The following is a 16105-nucleotide window of genomic DNA, read 5'->3' as shown; positions in this document are numbered from 1 at the left end:
CGTCTCAGTAGGCGGCCGCCGCGTCGACCGGCGGGCTCGTGAAATCGCGGGACAGCAGCGATCCCGTGCAATGATCACAGAAGTCGAAGACGAACTTGAAGGCGTCGTACATGACGCACCCGTCGGTGTTGTAGCTGCAGTGGTTCCCGGTCTGGAAATACCACCGGTTGTTCGCGTCCTGCGCGTTGTTCCCGCGCGTCGTGGGGGCCAACCCGAGGAAGTGCCCCGTCTCGTGCAGCGTGGTTTGCCGCGCCGAGTCGTCCACCTGGCCGGGGTAGGACTGCTCTCGCCACCGCATCCCGATCAAGATCCCGTGGTTGGTCTTGTCGCCGGACCACTCGTCGAGCGCCTTGAGCGTGGCCTTGAGCTTGATCTTGTCGACGGTGACGCCGCCGGTGACGATCGTCGACAGGTCGACCTTCAGCTTGTGATCCAGCCCATCGAGGACGAGCTTGACCTTGTCCGCGGCGAGCTGGGTCCACCCTCCCAGATCGGTGTTCTGGTAATATGCCGAGTCGAGCCACTCGGCCGGATCGCTGAGATCGAAGGTGAACCCGCTCAGCGTCTCGGTGGACGTCTTGGCGACGCCGTTCCAGTCGGCGTTGGCGTCCCATGACCGATCCACGTCCTGCGTCGCGTCGCCCGTCTGTGCCTCGATGAGCCCGATGTTGAGGGTCAGGGGGAGGTTCCCGCCGAAGTTGTTGCCGTGCCAGGTGCCGATCTGCGAGTCCTTCACCACCGACGTGAACGGCTTGATGACGACGCCGCCCTTGCGCGTCATCTTGATGAACGCCGCCCCGAATGTCGAGGCCACCCCGGCCTCGTCGAGGCGGTCCGAGTAGTCGGTCCCGTCGTAGCGCTTCATGCACACGACCGTGTAGAAGAGCTCTCGCCAGATCTCGATGTCCTTGGAGACGCTCTTGTCCGGGACGAGCTTCTTCGGCGGCGGCGCCTCGAGCGGATAGACCGCGACCTTGAACTTGTGGCCGCCGCGGATCGAGAGCTTGAGCGCGCTCGACTCGACCTCGCCCTTGTCGTCGGTCTTGACCGCCGCGTCGGTGTCCTTGGGCTTGTCGTGCTTGCTCTTGTCCGGGATGTCCGCCTCGTTGCCGGCGTCGGGGACGAGCGAGAACATCAGCTCGACGTCCTTGAGCGCCTTGCTGAGCTTGGCCTTGGCCTTCAGCTCGCGCCCGTGCTCCGGGTGGCTGACGTCCGCGGCCAGGTTGACGTACTGCTTGTAGTCGGCGGTGTCGGGCTTGACCCAGGCGAGCTCGACCACGGTGAACCGCGCCACGTCGCCCAGGGTCTTCTCGGCCTTGGCGAGGCCGCCGACGGGCCGGTCGAGCCCGAGGTGCAGCCACGTCTGCCGCAAATCGTCGCTGGCCGCGGCGCCCTCGACCCAGTACGTCGCGTCGCCCGTGAGATCCGCCTTCTTCAGCTTCAGCGGCCCCGACGAGAGGTCTTGCTTCAGGGTGCCGCCCGTCTCGGCGTCGTAGAGCTTGAGTGATCCGGAGGTGGCCTTTTGCGCGAGGATCACCTCGTAGTCCGCGGCGCCGGTCGTCCAGAGCGCGTCATCGGGCTTCTTCACCACCACCTTGGCGCGGCCGTGTTTGCCCCCGTCCTGCACGACCAGGATACGGCCCTTCTTGACCTTCCCCTCGTCCGTCAGCTTGGTGTGGGTCGGGGCGTCGTCGTCCGCGAACACCTTGGAGTGCGCCTTCTTGGCCGAGTAGGCCTCGAGCTCCAGCGCGATCACGGCCATCGGCGACTCGGCCGGGTTCTTGTCGAGCCGGATCTTCTGCTTGTCGGCCGGCTCCGGGTCCTTGAGCGTGAACGTGACCTTGAGGGCACCGGCCTTGGCGCCCCGGAGATAGAGCTCCTTCGCCTTGCCCTTCGGGAGATCGTCCTTCGTCAGATCGGCCGTGAGCTTCGTGGTGCACTTCGCGTCGAGGTACACCTCCGCCCCGTCCGGGGGATCGAGCTCGACCTTGGCGCCCGTCTCGTGCGGGTGCTCGGCGTTGGTCTCGGAGAACGAGACCTCGATCCGGGTCAGATCGGCGTAGATGGGGTCCTCGCTGCCGACCTTGTGCGCCGCGAGCTTGCGATCGAGGAGGACGACCTTGTACTCGACCTCGATCTTGGGGGTGACCACGTTGACGGGCTCGACCTCGACCGTCAGCACGCGATCCTCGCCGGCTTCCAGCTTCACGTTGGGGATGGCCGGCACGAAGAAGTCCTTCTCGTCGTCGGACTTGAGGGCCACCTCGATCGTGTACTCGTCCGCGGCCTGCGTCTTGAGGTCGGCGAGGCCGGTGTCCCCCGCGGTCTTCGCGTTCGCCGTGGCGCGCTTGTTCACGCCGGTGATCGTGACCGTGGCGTCGCCGAACAGCTTCGTGGCCTCGCCCTTCTTGACCACCTTGACCTTGAGCTTGGGCTTGCGCGGCAGCGAGAAGCCGAGATACGCGACCTCGCCTTGCGACAGCCACACGTCGCTGCTCGTCGCCTCCGGGGCGTCGTAGGCGTCAGGGAGCTTGTCCGGGAGCTTCGCCGTGTACTTCTGGGCCTCCATCGGGTCGAACCGGGCAAACCCGTTGTCCTCGGTCGTCTTCTGGCTGCCGGAGACGTCGACCACCACGCCCTTCACCGCCTCGCCGGCGTCGTCCATGACATGGACCCAGAGCGCGCCCTTCTTGAGCGCGCACGGCTGCTCCACCCCGCTCTGGCCGAGGTGCTGGTCGGCCCGCGTGCAGCCGAGCTTGTTACCGCAGACGACACAAAGAGGCATGCCGGTTCCCCCTCTCCTGGTTACGAGCGCTTCGGGGATGTGGAGGCCATCACCAGCGGCCTTCCCCCCGCGCGCGCGGCGAAGCGGTCGCGCACGGCGGCCACCTTCACCTCGCCCGGCAGCTCCGGGCTGGCGAGGATCTTCTCGGCCCAGGCGCGATCCGGGGATCGCTCGAGCCGCTCGCCGAACTCGAGCATCAGCTCGATGAGCACCGCCGTCGGGCCCTCGGCGTCGATGCCGTGGCGAGCGGCCTTCTCGATGCCCTTCTCGACGAGCACCGCAGTCCCGTCGTCGCCGAGGGTCCGGTATCGGTCGGGGTGCTCCTCGGCGATGTAGGCCCGCATCCGCGCGGCGAAGCGCCGCTGGGATTCGGCGCGGAAGACGGCCACCTGCTCCTTGCGGATAACCAGCATGCGCGCATTTTCACGCTTATCATGCGCCTCTCACAGGGTCAACGACGGCTCCTCGGCGCGCGCCGCGGCTCCTCGGCTCCCCGATGGGCGCGCCGGTGACCGCCGTCGAGCTGCGTCGTGAGCCCTGAGCGGGCTCGAGGCGATGTAGAGCGTACCGCCGCACGGCGTGCCGGCGCACTGCGTTATCGCAGCGCGGCCTGCGCTCGTGCTGCCATTCCGCGCCCACCCTCCCTCGACTCCAACGATGAGCGGCTCCCCGGACGGCGGGACCGCTGTCACCCTTGATAGAAGCAGGCGCCCGGCGCTATCGACAGGAAAGCTCGGTGCCTGCGAGCCAAAGTCAACGGACTGCACGTGAGGCTCCAGCGGCGAATCGGTTCCGACGCCCTGCGCAGCCGAGTACACGTTGTACCCAGCGAGCTCGGCGTCGCCGCTCGCGAGCGGCGACGCCAGCCGTACGGGTGCATCGATGGCCTCGAAGGCTTGAATCTGCGCGTCAGATAGGCACGCGTCGCCGGCGTCCGCGCCGCCCGCGCAACGCAGCGCCGTCACGTCGAGCTGCCTGCTGCAGCTTACGACATCGCCGATCACGCCGTCGGCCAGACCATCGAGCGCATCGCATTCATCCAGCACCGCGTCCCACACGAGCTTGCGCTTCGCCGCGCTCGGGAACGCCCCTGGAGCCGACAACGCCTCCAGCATCGCGGTGAGGCCAAGCGCCATGTTAAAAACGAGCAGGCCGATCCCGCTCCGGCGTGCGACGATCTCCGTCGACCATGCCGTCGTTCGACGTGGCTTTGCATGTTCGCAAAGCGACTTGGCGCCGGTGCGCGTTGCGCGGCAGCTCACCCGGCCTCAATGTCAGCGCATGCGAATCGCCATCGTCGGTCCCGGCGCCATCGGGAGCTCCTTTGCGTATGCGCTCGCCCGTGCGGGCCACGACGTCACCGTCGTCGCGCGCGGCCAGCGCCTTTCGTGGCTGCAGCGCGAGGGCGCCATCGTGCTTGGCTCGGGCGAGCGCGCCGAGGTGAAGGTGCACGACGCCCTCGACGCGTCGACGGCGTGGGATCTCGTGCTGGTGACGGTGCTCGCGCCGCAGGTCGCCGCGGTGATGCCCGCGCTCCGCGCCAGCGCCGCCCGCAAGGTGATGTTCATGTTCAACACCTTCGAGCCGATCGCCCCGCTGCGCGAGGCCGTGGGCGCCGAGCGCTTCGCCTTCGGCTTTCCCGGCGGGGTGTTCGCGCTGCTCGTCGACGGCCGGGTGCACCCGCAGATCCGCCGCGGCACCACCTGCTCTGACGCGGCGTGGGCCGAGGTGTTCAGCGGCGCAGGCATACCGACCGTCGTCGAGGCCGACATGCAGAGCTGGCTGCGCGCGCACGCCGCCATGGTGGTGCCGCTGATGGCCATCGGGACGAGCGTGCGCGCGCGCGGCGACGGGGTCTCGTGGCGCGAAGCGGCGGCGCACGCCGTGGCCTTCGAGGCTGGCCTGGACATCGTGCGCGCGGTGGGGAGCCGCGTCCGCCCGCCGGTCCTCGGCGCGCTGGCCCGGCTGCCGCGCTTCGTCCTCACGGCGCTGCTCTGGGCGCTGAGCCGAACCAAGATGCTGCGCGATCTCGGCGCGCTCGGCGCGGCCGAGCCGCGGATGTTGATCGACATGATGCGCGCGGCTGCCCCGGCGCTCGCGGCGCCGCTCGAGGCGATTCGGCCGTGAGGCTTCAGCCGAGTTGACGGCGAAGCTCGTCCTCGATCTCGCGCACCACCACGCGCACCCGCGGCGTCTTCTTGGCGTCGCGGTGAAAGGCCAGAAAGACCTCGATCGAAGGAGGTTGCTCGTCGGTCTCGAGGCGCACCAGCCCGTCGAGCCCGAGCCCTTGAGCCTCGCCGAGCAGCCCGATGCCGAGACCAGCGAGCAACGCCTCTTCGATGGCCGTGATCGAGCTCGAGCGAAAGACGAAGCGAGCCGCGCCGTACGCCAGCAGCCACTGCTGCTGCGGCAGGCGCTCCAGGCCGCGGTCGAAGCCCACCCAGTCGTGACGGCTCGCCGCGTCGCGGCCGAGCCGAGCTCCAGGCAGGCGCCGCTCGACGTAGCTGCGCGAGGCGAACAGGGCGACGCGGGCGCGCCCCATCGGCCTTTCGACCAGCGTGGCCGACCCGGTGCGGGCGAGGCGAATGCCCACGTCGGCCTCTCGGCGCGCGAGGTCGGCCAGGCGCGACTCCGACGAAAGCTCGAGCAGCAGGGCCGGGTGCTTCACACGGAGTCGGGCCAGAACTCGCGTCATCGCTCGCACGAGGCCCTCGCTCACCGACACCCGCACGGTGCCGGCCACCGTCGCGTCACGGGCGTCGCGCTGCAGCGCCTCGAGGCCCAGCTCGAGGTCTTCTCCCAGCCCCACCAGCCCGAGCGCCTCGGCGTCGACCTGTACGCCCGTGTTGCCGCGATGCACGAGCGGCCGCCCCAGCGCTCGCTCGAGCGCCTCGATGCGCCGGGCGATGGTCGACGTGGCCACCCCGAGCTTCTTGCCCGCAGCGAGAAAGCTCTTCTCGCGGTGAACGGTGAGGAGAATGCGCAGGTCGTCCCACGAGGGTCCGTCCGTCGGCATGGCGTGGGGCTAGGACGCCCAAACGCCGTCCGAAAGTCAAGCCGCTCGCGCCGGCCATGGCCGTGAGCCCGTTGTACGGCGGCGGACCCCGAGCTGGTATTGCGCGACGAGAGGCGGGTCGATCCTCGCGAGCGCTGACGCGTCTTTCGGCAGCGTGGTCCACTGGAGCCAGGAGGTAGGGCGCGATGCAGCCGAGTTGCGACTTCCAGACTTCGTTGAGGTGCTTGCGATCGGTGATGAGGCCACAGCCAGCCTTCGAGGCGGCTCAGCGCGCCGTCCTCCCGGAATCGTACGTTGCCACACGATCGTGTCCAGGTAGTTTGATGAAATTTTGCGCCGTGAACAGAGCGCAGCTCAGGCGATTTCCGCTGTAGATCGGAGTGCGGGTCTCACACCGTACGAAGCATTTGCGCGGCTCGCGGAAACTTGGGGCGACGCTGCGGATATTTGTGGTTCCTGATTGGCAGTTTTGTGTCGCCGGTGATCCGATGATGATACGATATGTTCATCGCGTCCTTCGGACGTACTCGTCTTACGCACCGTCCGCGGCTGAGCCTGAGCTGACCCTGAAGATGCCCGTGCGGCGCTCGCCGGCGGACCGTTCAGGGACCGGAGCGGCCGCGCGAACTCGGCCTTGCCGAGCTGGAGGAGAACCTCATGAACCGTGTACATTCGCCGGAGCTCTCGACGCAGCGAGGCTCGCTGGCCAGGATCACGAGCGGTGAGCCGCGCCGAGCGGGGAGCGAGCGGCGCGACGGAAGAGCGCGCGCGCATCGGAGCGAGGCTCGTCACGCCGGGTGTCTTCGGTTGTCGGGATGCGTGATCCTCGGGGTGAGCGCGCTGCTCGGCGGGTGCGTCGCCGGAGCGGCCGGCGGCGCCGAGCTGAGCGACGACGCGGTGATGGCGCTCGACGGCGATCTGACCGCCGAGCTCGGCTACTCCGTGGACTGGGGCAGCGGTTACTGCGCCAAGGTCACGGTGTCGAACTCGGGGGCGAGCGCGATCGCGCGGTGGACCGTTGTCGCCGATGTCGGGACAGCGACGGTGAGCAGGCCCCGGGGCGCTCAGATTACGACGAGCGGCACGCAGCTGACGGCCACGTCGATCGAGGGCAGCGCGCAGATCGCGCCTTCGGACTCGGCCGAGTTCAGCTTCTGCGGGAGCGGCAGGGTGCGCCCGAGGATCACGTCCGTGACCGGAGAGGGCGTGTCGACCGGCACGGGCGGCAGCAGCGGCACGGGCGGCAGCGGCGGCAGCGGCGGCGCGGGCGGCAGCGGCGGCGGGACGGGCACCCCGTCGGGAACGGCGCCGAGCGCGCTGCCCACGGCGCGGGAGGCCTGCCCGACGATCGCCACCGGCACGATGTCGTTCCTCGGCCGCGAGGTGCGCGTGTGGGCCGGCGCGCGGTCCGCCACGCCGGCGCCAGTGGTCATCTACTGGCACGCCACGAGCTCCAGCCCGCAAGAGGCGCTGGCCGGCCTCGGGCAGGCGGCCATCAACGAGATCACGAGCCGCGGCGGCGTCGTGTTCGCGCCGAACGCCTACGACGGCCAGGGCGGCAAGGACGGCACGCGCACCACGCTCAACGACGTGTGGTACATGGGCGACTTCAACACGGCGGACGAGGCGATCGCGTGCGCCATCCAGCAGCGGAACATCGATACGAGCCGCATCCACGCGCTCGGCTTCAGCGCGGGCGGCGTGCAGAGCGCGTGGATGGCGTACGCGCGATCGAGCTACGTGGCGAGCGTCGTGTCGTACTCGGGCGGCAAGACGAGCTACGGCTGGCCGGGCCTCCAGGATGCGAGCAACCCGCCTGCCGTCATGGCGGTCCACGGCGCCGCGGGCTCCGATGTCGTCGTGATCGACCTCGCCAAGACCAGCGCGGACCTCGAGCGCGACATCAAGGCGAAGGGCGGCTTCGCGATCGATTGCAACAGCGGCGGCGGGCACAACATCCCGTCGGGGATCGCCGCGTCGAGCTGGCAGTTCCTGAAGGATCACCCGTACAAGGTCCGCCCGGAGCCCTACGCGGCGGGCATCCCGTCGAGCTTCCCGGACTATTGCGCGATCCCGTGAGCCCCGGACGGGCAGCGACGCCGCTGCCCGTCCATCGACGACGCGAACGCCCGGGCGAAAGCTACTGCGTCGCGGCGCAGCGGAACCCGGTCCACGAAAGCGCCTGGTTCGACACGTTGGCGCCGCGCGCCGCGGCCCGCAGGGCAGCGGCCGACGCGGACATCGCGTGCCCACCGCGTGTCACCCGCTCATCGCCGCCGTCCGGGCTGCTGACGCATAACGGGTCGGCGCGCGGCACGCCCCCCCAGCAGCTCGCATTCGTGTACTGCGCCCATCCGTCCGCGACCCACTCCTCCACATTCCCCGCGAGGTCGTAGAACCCGCCGGTGGGCGCGAAGGTTCCGACCAGCCCGCCGCCGAACTGGAACCGATCCATGGCGGGATGGCATTCGTTCCAGGACGCGCGATCGCAGGGCGTGTCCACAGCTCCCTGGGGCGGTTCGTCGCCCCACGGGTACACACGCGGGACCGGCCGCCCATCGCTCATCGCCTTTGCCACGAACTCCCACTCGGCCTCGGTCGGCAAGCGACCGCCGTCCCACACACAGAATGCCTGCGCGGTCCACCAGTCTGTATCCACCATGGCATAGAACGGGTGAGGACTCGGCCCATCGATCGGACGCGAACCCCACGGCCCCTCACCATGCAGCACCGGATCCCGAACTTCCCCGGTCCAGGGGATGCTCGCCCCGCCCGGATACGCGATGGCCCCGGGCGGCGCGGGATGGCCAGCTTCCCAGAACCGCCGGAACCGGGCCACGGTGACCTCGTAGGCGTCGAGCACGAACGGCCCCACCGTGATCGTGGGCTGAGCCGGTGTGGCCCCGGTGGCCAGCGGGTCGTCGCCCAGGGTGAACGTGCCGCCCGGCACCTCGACCATGCCGCAGCCGCGCTCGTCGGGGGTGTCGCGACAGCTCCGCTGCCGTGAGGCGAGCGGCTCGCACCGACCGCGTGCGGTGCACGTCTGCCCAGTCGTACATGCGCCACAGGTGCCGCCGCACCCATCGGGACCGCAGGTGAGTCCGGAACACGCTGGGAGGCAACCCGCGTCGGGGTCGCTTCGATCGTCAGGAGCGTCTTCCACGTCCCTTTCGACCGTGCCGCCGCAGGCGGCCATCGCACCGCACATCATCCATGCGATCCAACGACGTTTCATTCTCTTCTCCGTCGAAGCGGATGCCCGCGCCGAGCGCCGCTCGGCGCTCCTTCTTCGAGCCCTGCCTCGAAGAGCTATCGCGTGGTCACGCAGCCCCGGCGCGGACGTCAGCCGGCGAGCCGCCCTCCCGGCCTCAGCGCGTCGTAGTCGCCGCCGTCGACCGCGGGTAGCTCCCCAGCACCTTCACCATCTCGCACTGCGCCCGCAGCCGCTCTATCGCCTCCGCCACGCGCGCCTCGCTCCGGTGCCCCTCCAGGTCGACCAGGAACACGTAGTCCCAGTGCTTCTGCCGGCTCGGCCGCGACTCGATCCTCGTCAGGTTGATCCCCGCCTCATCGAAGATCGCGAGCACCTTTCGCAGCGCGCCGGGCTCCTCCTGCACCGAGAAGACCACCGACGTCTTGTCCGCGCCCGTGGGCGGCGCGTCGCCCGCCGCGATGACGATGAACCGGGTCGCGTTCTCGGGGCGGTCGTGGATCCGCTCGCGCAGGAGCGGCAGCCCGTAGAGCTCGCCCGCGCCGCGGTTGCCCACGGCCGCCGCGGTGGCGTCGGCGAGCGCCTCGCGCGCGGCGGCGGCGGCCGAGACCGTCTGCACGATCTGCGCGCCCGGCAGGTGCTTCGCGAGCCAGAGGCGGCAGTGCGTGAGCGCTTGCGGGTGGCCGTGCACCCGGCTGACGCCGCTCAGCCCGGACGCCTTGCTGAACAGGCAGTACGCGACGTCCAGCACCAGCTCCTGCCGGATCTGGAGGTCGCTCTCGATCAAGGCGTCGGCCGTGAGCGTCACCGACCCCTCGGTCGAGCTCTCGACGGGCACGACGCCGCAGGCCGCCTCCCCCGCGCGCACCGCGTCGAAGACGCCCTCGATCGTGCCCGTCTCCCGGTAACGCGCCGCCAGCCCGAACAGGTGCCGCGCCGCGACCTCGGCGAAGGCGCCCTCCGTCCCGGGGAACGCCACCTTCATGGGCTCCTCGAGCGACAGGCAGGCGCTCATCACCTCCCGGAAGATCACGCGGATCGCGTCGCGCGGGAACCGGCCCGCGCCCTTGGCCTGGAGCCGCGTGAGCACGCGCCGCTCCCGCTCCGGATCGTGAAACTGCGTCGCGTTCGCCGCGCGCTTCGCGTGCGCGACCTCGACGGCCACCTCGGCCCGCTCCGCGAGCAGCTCGAGGATCCGATCGTCGATGCCGTCGATGCGCACGCGAAGCTCGTCCAGGGTCGCCATGGAAATTTCCACCTCGAAAAGGGCCGGCGGCCATCAAAGCGCAGGGGGCGGCGCTCCGCAAGGCTCGCCGCCGCGGCCTGATCGCGCGCGACGGACGCGCGCGTCGCGGCGCGACGGACGTGCGCGTCACGGTCCGTCGCTGTTCGCCGCGTGTCCGTCGCCGGCGAGATCGCCTGTCTCGCCGGGCTCGAAGCCGATGAGGTCCGGCTCCGGCGAGAGCGCCACCCCGAACCGCTCCAGCACGCCGCGCCGCACGCGCCGCGCGAGCTCGATCAGCTCGGCCGCGGTGGCGCCGCCGCGGTTCACGAGGGCGAGCGTGTGGCGCGTGGAGATGCCCGCGGCGCCGTGGCGCGTCCCCTTGGCGAAGCCGGCGCGCTCGATCAGCCAGGCCGCGGAGAGCTTCACCCGCCCGCCCTCGGCTGGGTACTGCGGGATCACCTCGCCGGGCGCGAGCACGCCCGCCGCCGCGATGCGCGCGACGGCTGCCGCCGCGGCGCCGGCCCCGAGCGTCGGGTTCATGAAGAACGAGCCCGCGCTCCGGCCGTTCTCGTCGTCCGGATCGAGCACCATCGACTTGCCGCGCCGGAGCGCGATCACCGTGCTGCGCACCTCGCCGAGCGGCGGCGCAGCCCCGCCCGCGCGCGCCCCGAGCGCCCGCGCGAGCTCGGGGTAACGCACCGTCGCCGCCCCGCCCGGGCAGAGCGCGAACGTCACGCCCGTGATCACGAACCGGCCGCGCCACGCGCGCTTGAACCGGCTGTCGCGGTACCCGAAGCCGCAGTCCGCGCCGGCGATGATCGCCGTGGCCCCCGTCGCGCGGTCGATCGCCCGGACCTCGGCGATCGTCTCCGCGACCTCCTGGCCGTACGCGCCGACGTTCTGGATCGGCGTCGCGCCGACGTCGCCGGGGATGCCCGACAGGCACTCGACGCCCGCCCACCCCTCGTCCACCGCGCGCGCGACGAGGTCGTCCCACCGCTCGCCCGCGCCCGCGCGCACGAGCACGCGGCGATGCGCGCCGCCGTCACCCTGCGCGGCCTCGCGGCCTTGAGCCCCCGGCTGCGCTCCCGCGAGGTCGGCCTCGATCCCGCGCACGCGCACGCGCAGCACCAGCGCGTCGACGCCGCGGTCCGCGACGAGCAGGTTCGATCCGCCGCCCAGCACGAACAGCGGCACGCCCCGCGCCTCGGCGAAGCGGAACGCCTCGACTACGGCGGACTCGTCCGCGGCCTCGGCGAAGAAGCGCGCCGGCCCGCCCACGCCGAGCGTGGTGAGCGGGGCCAGCGGGACCGACTCGTGGATCTCGAGGCTCAGGGCTTCTTCTCCGTCTTCTCCGCCCCGCCGCCGGGCCCCGGCTTGGCCGCGGCCCCCGTCGCCCCCGGCTTGGCTGCCGCCCCGGCCGGCCCCGGCTTGGCTGCCGCCCCGGCCGGCCCCGGCTTGGCCGCCGCCCCGGCCGGCCGGGCCACCCGGATGCCCGCCATGAAGCCGCTGTCGACCGCCTGGACCCGCTCCACGAACGCCTTGTACTCGCCGGCCGCCACCGTCCCCGTCGGCAGGCTCAGCGCGAAGTCTTCCTCGATCACCGCGCCGTAGCTCCCCTTGCGCGACGCCTCGAGCCCCGCGTGCTCCACGCGTACGCCCTCGGGCGCGCGCGCGACCGTGGAGCCTGCCGGCAGCTCGATCCTGCGGCGCACGTGGTACTGCAGCGCCGTCTCGATCGCGAGCGCGCTCTTCCGCGCGCCCCGCGACGCGTACGTCGCGCCGAGCGTGCCCGTGAACGACCGCGGGAAGACGAGGTGCACCGGCTCCAGCCCCGGCAGCGTCCACGCCGCCGCGTCCTTGCCCTCCGGCCGCGCGAAGCCGTGGATGGTCACGGCCGCGCGCAGCGCGACCTCCCACGAGCCCTCCGTCGACGAGACGACCACGTCCTCCACGTCGGCCCACGGGAGCCACCCGAGCACCACGCCGCGGAGCATCTCGCGCCGCGCCGTCCCGACCACCGTCTCGAACGCCTCCGACAGCGACTGCGCCGCCCGGCCGTGTAGCAAAATCGTCAATGTTCCCGAGGCGTTGCCCTCCGCGTCCACCACGAGCCGGAGGTCGACCTCGTCGCCCGTCTCGCCGCTCGCGCCCGCCACCGTGACCAGCTCGCCGCTCGGCAGCATCGCCGCGCGGCCGCGGAGCTCGGGGCTGATGCGCCCGGGCGGCAGCGGCGGGCCCTCGACGTCGGCGTCGATCCACACGTCGCCCCCGGGGAGCCGCGCGATCACGAGCGGGTGGCGGAAGCGCCCCGCGTGCGGCGGGAAATCCGCCGACGAGCTGAACGGCTCGGTCTCGGCGATGGCGAGGTCGGCCCGGACGCCGAGCTCGCGCAGCGCGCGGTAGATCACCCACGAGCGGCTGCCCTGGCCGAGCTCGATCATCGTGCGCGCCGTCGTGCGCTGCGGCCCGCCGCCGAGCAGCGCCGCCAGATCCGAGAGCTCGGCGCCGCCGGCGATCTTCACCGCCTTGCCCGCGGCCCCGACCACCCGCTCGAGCAGCGCCGGCCCCGGCGCCGCCTCGCCGCCCGCCGCCGCCTTCGCCCAGCGCGTCATGTACGGGTCGCGGTCCTCCAGCGCGCGGATGTTCTCGTCGATCGCCGCCGCCACGTGGGCCCACGTCTGCGTGCCCAGGCTGACGCCCACGCCCATCTCCACCCGGGGCACGCCGTCCTCCATGCGCCGCGGCGGCTGGTCCTTGAGCCGCCAGACGCTCACCGTGGACGCGCCCTCGGCGCGCTGCTCCGCGGCGCCGAGCAGCGGGTGCGACCAGATCGCGAGCGGGAGCGACGTCGGGCGGCGCACCTCGATCTCGGCCTCGCGGACGCTCGTGCGCTCGGGCAGGAGGTCCCACGTGTCGAGCACGAGCTGCCCGCTGTCGCCCGGCAGCACGTAGCCCTCGGTGACCTGCTCGACGTAGTCGCCCTGCTCGAGCTGCGAGAGGTCGCTGTGCTCCTGCGCCGCGTTCGACGCCGCGTCGGGCGCGAGGATGCGGCCGTCGCGCTTGTGGATGCGGCGGCGCAGGAGCCGCGGCATGCCGCGCCCCTCGATGAGCGGGCCGTAGGCGACCGCCCCCTGCGCCACGTCCGTCGTGCCGGAGACGCGGCGCAGGTCGTAGGTCACGTAGTACACGAGCCCGTCGGGCAGGATCGAGAACCGCTCGACGTGGCGGAGCACCGCGATGGCGGCGCCGGGGAGGAACGCCTTCGCCTGGTCCTCCAGCACGAGCTTGCGCCCCGCCGCCTCGAGCGCCGGCGCCGGGTCCGGCGTGAGCTCGAGCGCGCGGGAGATCGGCGCGATGCCGGCCGGGGTGTCGCGCGCGACCGCGCGGTCGCGGGCCAGCCGACCCCGGGCCGCGCGGGTGTTGCCGCGGCCCGCGGCGAGGCCGAGCGCCTCGAGCATCACCCGCTCGCCGGGCGCCATCGCGTCGTAGACCGCGAGCGCGCCGCGCAGATCGCCCTGCGCGACGCGCTCGGCGAGCTCCACGCCGCGCAGGGCGCCCGGCGCGCGGCGGAGCCGGCGGAGCCGGCCGATCTCGGCGAGCGCCGCGGCGTGGTCGCCCGTGCCCTGGAGGGCGAGCAGGCAGGCGGCGCTCGAGCGATCGAGCCCGCCGCCGCAGGCGGCCTTCACGGCGTCGGGGCCGGCGCGGCCGTGGAGGGCGTCGTCCACGTCGGCGAGCAGCGCCGAGCCCGGCGCCGCCGCGGCGAGCTTCGTGTACGCGGCCTCGGCGACGTCGGTGACGCGGGCGCGGTGCGCCGTCACCGCGAGCGCCGCGAGGACCATCCGGTCGGCGTCCGGCACCGCGGGCGCGCTCAGGCCGGCGCGCCCCGGGGGCGCGACCTCTAGGCCGAGCTCCCGGAGGGCGTCCATGAGCCCCTCGCCCGCGCCGGCGCGGCGCTCGGCGAGCTCCGCCCGGTGGCGCCGCGCCTCCCACGACGCCGGCCGCGCCGCGAGCACGCGCTCCGTCGCGGCGCGGGCGCGCTCGATGATCTTGGTGTCGGGCAGATCGTCGACGCGGCGGATGGCCCGCGCGTAGAGCAGATCGAGCCGCGGCGAGGGCGGGGTGTTGTTCCCGTCGCGCCCGCCGCGCCCGTCTCGCGCGCCGGCCGCGGCGGCGCCGGGGCCCTGGCCGGTCGGCGCGCTGGCCGCGGCGGCGCCGGGGCCCTGGCCGGTCGGGTCGAGGAGCCGCTCGGCCGCGCGCGCGTCGCCGGCCGCGAGCAGCGCGGCGGCCGCGAGCGCGAGGTCCGGCTCGCGGCGGGCGCCCGCGGCCGCGAAGGTGAGCTCGACCGGGGCCGGCCGCGCCGCGGCCGCGGCCGCGGCGTCGCCCGGGCGGGGCGCGCGGGCGCGGAGCGGCAGGCCGTTCTCGCCGTAGGCGCTGAGCTCGATGGCGCCGCCGTCGCCCTTCTGCGCGACGCGGACGACGACGCGCAGCGCGCCTGCCTCTGCCTCGACGGTCGCGAGCCGGAGGACGGGCGCGCCGCCGGCCTCGTAGCCGCGCCGGATCGCGGGCACGCCGCCGACCTCGAGCACGGCCGCGGACGGCGAGACGAGCGCGAGGCTCACCCGCTGGGCGACCGGGTTGTGGAGGTCGACCACCACGGCGCGCGTCCCCTGGAGGGCGCTCACCGCGTCGACGTCGATCGCGCACGCGTCCGCGCGCACCGCGACGGGCGAGGTGCTCTTCGCGAACGGCGCGACGCCGGGGTAGGAGCGGGCGAGCGGCGCGCCCGGCGCGGAGCTCACGGGCGACGGCCCGGCGAGGCCGCGGAGGGCCGTCCACTCGAGCGGGCCGACGACGGCGGCCTCGCCCGCGCAGCCGCGGCGCGCCCCCCACGTGGCCGCCGCGGCCTCGTCGCCGACGTGGAGGGCGATGCGGTGGAGCGCGCCCGCGATGACGCCGCGCGCGAACGGCATGGCCGGCGCGCCGCGGCCGTCGACGTCCGCGAACGCCCAGGCGCGCTGGAGCCTGCGGGTGACCTCGGGGAGCGCGTCGCGCGCGCGGAAGGCGATCGCGGGCGCGTCGCCGCCGGCGCCGAGGACGAGCGCGTCGGTCGAGGCGATCACGGCCGCGAGCGCGCCCTCGGCGCGCGGCTCGGCGACGGCGCGCTCGAGGGCGTCGAGGTAGGGCGCGGCCGAGGCCGAGCTCGCGATCTCGGCGTCCAGCGCCGCGGCGAACGAGGCGACGAGCGGCGAGGCGGCGGCCTCGGTCGGGGCCGCCGCGGGCGAGGGCGGGACACACGCGGCGCCCGCGGGGCCGGCGAGCGCCGCGGCGAGCGCCAGGGCGGCGCGGCGAGGGGCGTGAGGGCTGACGGAGCGACGGCCGGTGGTCCTGGGGCTGCGAGGCTGGGTGGTCACGATCGGCGTCTCCGTCTCCTGGCTCCCGCGCGCCCGCGCGGCGGCGCCTGACCGCCGTTCCTTACGGGCCGGGGATTGCGGGTGCAAACGTGATCTTCGGGGGGCGGCGTGGGGCAGCCGACCCCGGAGGGCGGCTGCCTTTCAGCCTGAGGTGCCGAGCCTGGTCTGCAGACGAGCCTGCCGCCGGATGACCCGGCCGGGGCAACGATGCGCGCGACGCTGAGGGCGGCGCGGGCGACTCCGCTGGCGGCGCAGGCGACCCTGACGAGGGCGGATACGACGCAGGCGGCGACGCAGGCGACCGTGACGAGGGCGGATGCGACGCTGACGGCGGCGCAGGCGACCGTGACGAGGGCGAATGCGACGCAGGCGGCGGCGCAGGCGACCGTGACGAGGGCGGATACGACTCCGAAAAATCAAGGACACGGCGCGGACTTACGCCGCTTCGCCTCGA

The 16105-nt window shown here is 73.0% G+C and carries 10 protein-coding genes; 2 read left to right on the top strand and 8 right to left on the bottom strand.

Annotated elements, in window-relative coordinates; translation table 11 throughout:
* Window positions 1–4: 4 nt before the first annotated feature.
* The 3 genes from WMF43_RS43575 to WMF43_RS43565 are packed head-to-tail and all read right to left on the bottom strand — an operon-like array spanning window position 5 to window position 3921.
* Window positions 5–2785 carry a hypothetical protein gene (locus tag WMF43_RS43575; protein WP_437674145.1) on the bottom strand — a complete coding sequence of 927 codons (2781 nt, stop codon included), beginning with the start codon at window positions 2783–2785 and terminating at the stop codon, window positions 5–7.
* Between the two features lie 20 nt (window positions 2786–2805).
* The gene (locus WMF43_RS43570) at window positions 2806–3198 is read right to left on the bottom strand and encodes a hypothetical protein (RefSeq protein ID WP_437674143.1); all 393 of its coding nucleotides are present in this window, start codon (window positions 3196–3198) and stop codon (window positions 2806–2808) included.
* A gap of 30 nt (window positions 3199–3228) precedes the next feature.
* Complete coding sequence (locus WMF43_RS43565; RefSeq protein WP_437674142.1) at window positions 3229–3921, bottom strand: tannase/feruloyl esterase family alpha/beta hydrolase; 693 nt, start codon at window positions 3919–3921, stop codon at window positions 3229–3231.
* Between WMF43_RS43565 and WMF43_RS43560 the strand changes: the two genes are divergently transcribed.
* Window positions 3905–4912 carry a ketopantoate reductase family protein gene (locus WMF43_RS43560; RefSeq protein WP_437674140.1) on the top strand — a complete coding sequence of 336 codons (1008 nt, stop codon included), beginning with the start codon at window positions 3905–3907 and terminating at the stop codon, window positions 4910–4912. The two genes, WMF43_RS43565 and WMF43_RS43560, sit on opposite strands and share 17 nt — an antisense overlap.
* Before the next feature lie 4 nt (window positions 4913–4916).
* On the opposite strand, the gene WMF43_RS43555 is transcribed toward WMF43_RS43560, so the two are convergent.
* The gene (locus tag WMF43_RS43555; protein WP_437674138.1) at window positions 4917–5801 is read right to left on the bottom strand and encodes a LysR family transcriptional regulator; all 885 of its coding nucleotides are present in this window, start codon (window positions 5799–5801) and stop codon (window positions 4917–4919) included.
* An 819-nt stretch (window positions 5802–6620) separates the two neighbouring features.
* Between WMF43_RS43555 and WMF43_RS43550 the strand changes: the two genes are divergently transcribed.
* A complete protein-coding gene (locus WMF43_RS43550) occupies window positions 6621–7880 on the top strand; it encodes a cellulose binding domain-containing protein (RefSeq protein ID WP_437674136.1) in 1260 nt (419 codons plus the stop codon).
* Window positions 7881–7941: 61 nt separating this feature from the next.
* Here the strand turns inward: WMF43_RS43550 and WMF43_RS43545 are convergent, their stop codons facing one another.
* The 4 genes from WMF43_RS43545 to WMF43_RS43530 form a co-directional block, all read right to left on the bottom strand.
* Entirely contained in the window at window positions 7942–8760 is an 819-nt protein-coding gene (locus WMF43_RS43545; protein WP_437674134.1) for a formylglycine-generating enzyme family protein, read from the bottom strand.
* A gap of 409 nt (window positions 8761–9169) precedes the next feature.
* Entirely contained in the window at window positions 9170–10258 is a 1089-nt protein-coding gene (gene pheA, locus WMF43_RS43540; protein ID WP_437674132.1) for a prephenate dehydratase, read from the bottom strand.
* Between the two features lie 126 nt (window positions 10259–10384).
* Window positions 10385–11518: a UDP-N-acetylmuramate dehydrogenase gene (locus WMF43_RS43535; RefSeq protein ID WP_437674130.1), complete on the bottom strand. Its 1134-nt coding sequence runs from the start codon at window positions 11516–11518 to the stop codon at window positions 10385–10387.
* 50 nt (window positions 11519–11568) lie between these two features.
* Window positions 11569–15651, bottom strand: coding sequence for a hypothetical protein (locus WMF43_RS43530; protein WP_437674128.1), 4083 nt, complete (start codon window positions 15649–15651; stop codon window positions 11569–11571).
* Between the last annotated feature and the right edge of the window lie 454 nt (window positions 15652–16105).

This window comes from Sorangium sp. So ce131 (genome assembly GCF_051519095.1).
In the GTDB taxonomy this organism is placed as follows: Bacteria; Myxococcota_A; Polyangia; order Polyangiales; family Polyangiaceae; genus Sorangium.
Note: the sequence above shows the minus strand (reverse complement) of the source record. Positions and strands in the feature narration are given on the sequence as shown.

Excerpts from the sequence above, each read along its gene's own strand:
- WMF43_RS43575 (WP_437674145.1), bottom strand. The coding sequence starts at position 2,785 with ATGCCTCTTTGTGTCGTCTGCGGTAACAAGCTCGGCTGCACGCGGGCC.
- WMF43_RS43570 (WP_437674143.1), bottom strand. The coding sequence starts at position 3,198 with ATGCTGGTTATCCGCAAGGAGCAGGTGGCCGTCTTCCGCGCCGAATCC.
- WMF43_RS43545 (WP_437674134.1), bottom strand. The coding sequence starts at position 8,760 with ATGGTCGAGGTGCCGGGCGGCACGTTCACCCTGGGCGACGACCCGCTG.
- WMF43_RS43565 (WP_437674142.1), bottom strand. The coding sequence starts at position 3,921 with ATGGCGCTTGGCCTCACCGCGATGCTGGAGGCGTTGTCGGCTCCAGGG.
- pheA (WP_437674132.1), bottom strand. The coding sequence starts at position 10,258 with ATGGCGACCCTGGACGAGCTTCGCGTGCGCATCGACGGCATCGACGAT.
- WMF43_RS43555 (WP_437674138.1), bottom strand. The coding sequence starts at position 5,801 with ATGCCGACGGACGGACCCTCGTGGGACGACCTGCGCATTCTCCTCACC.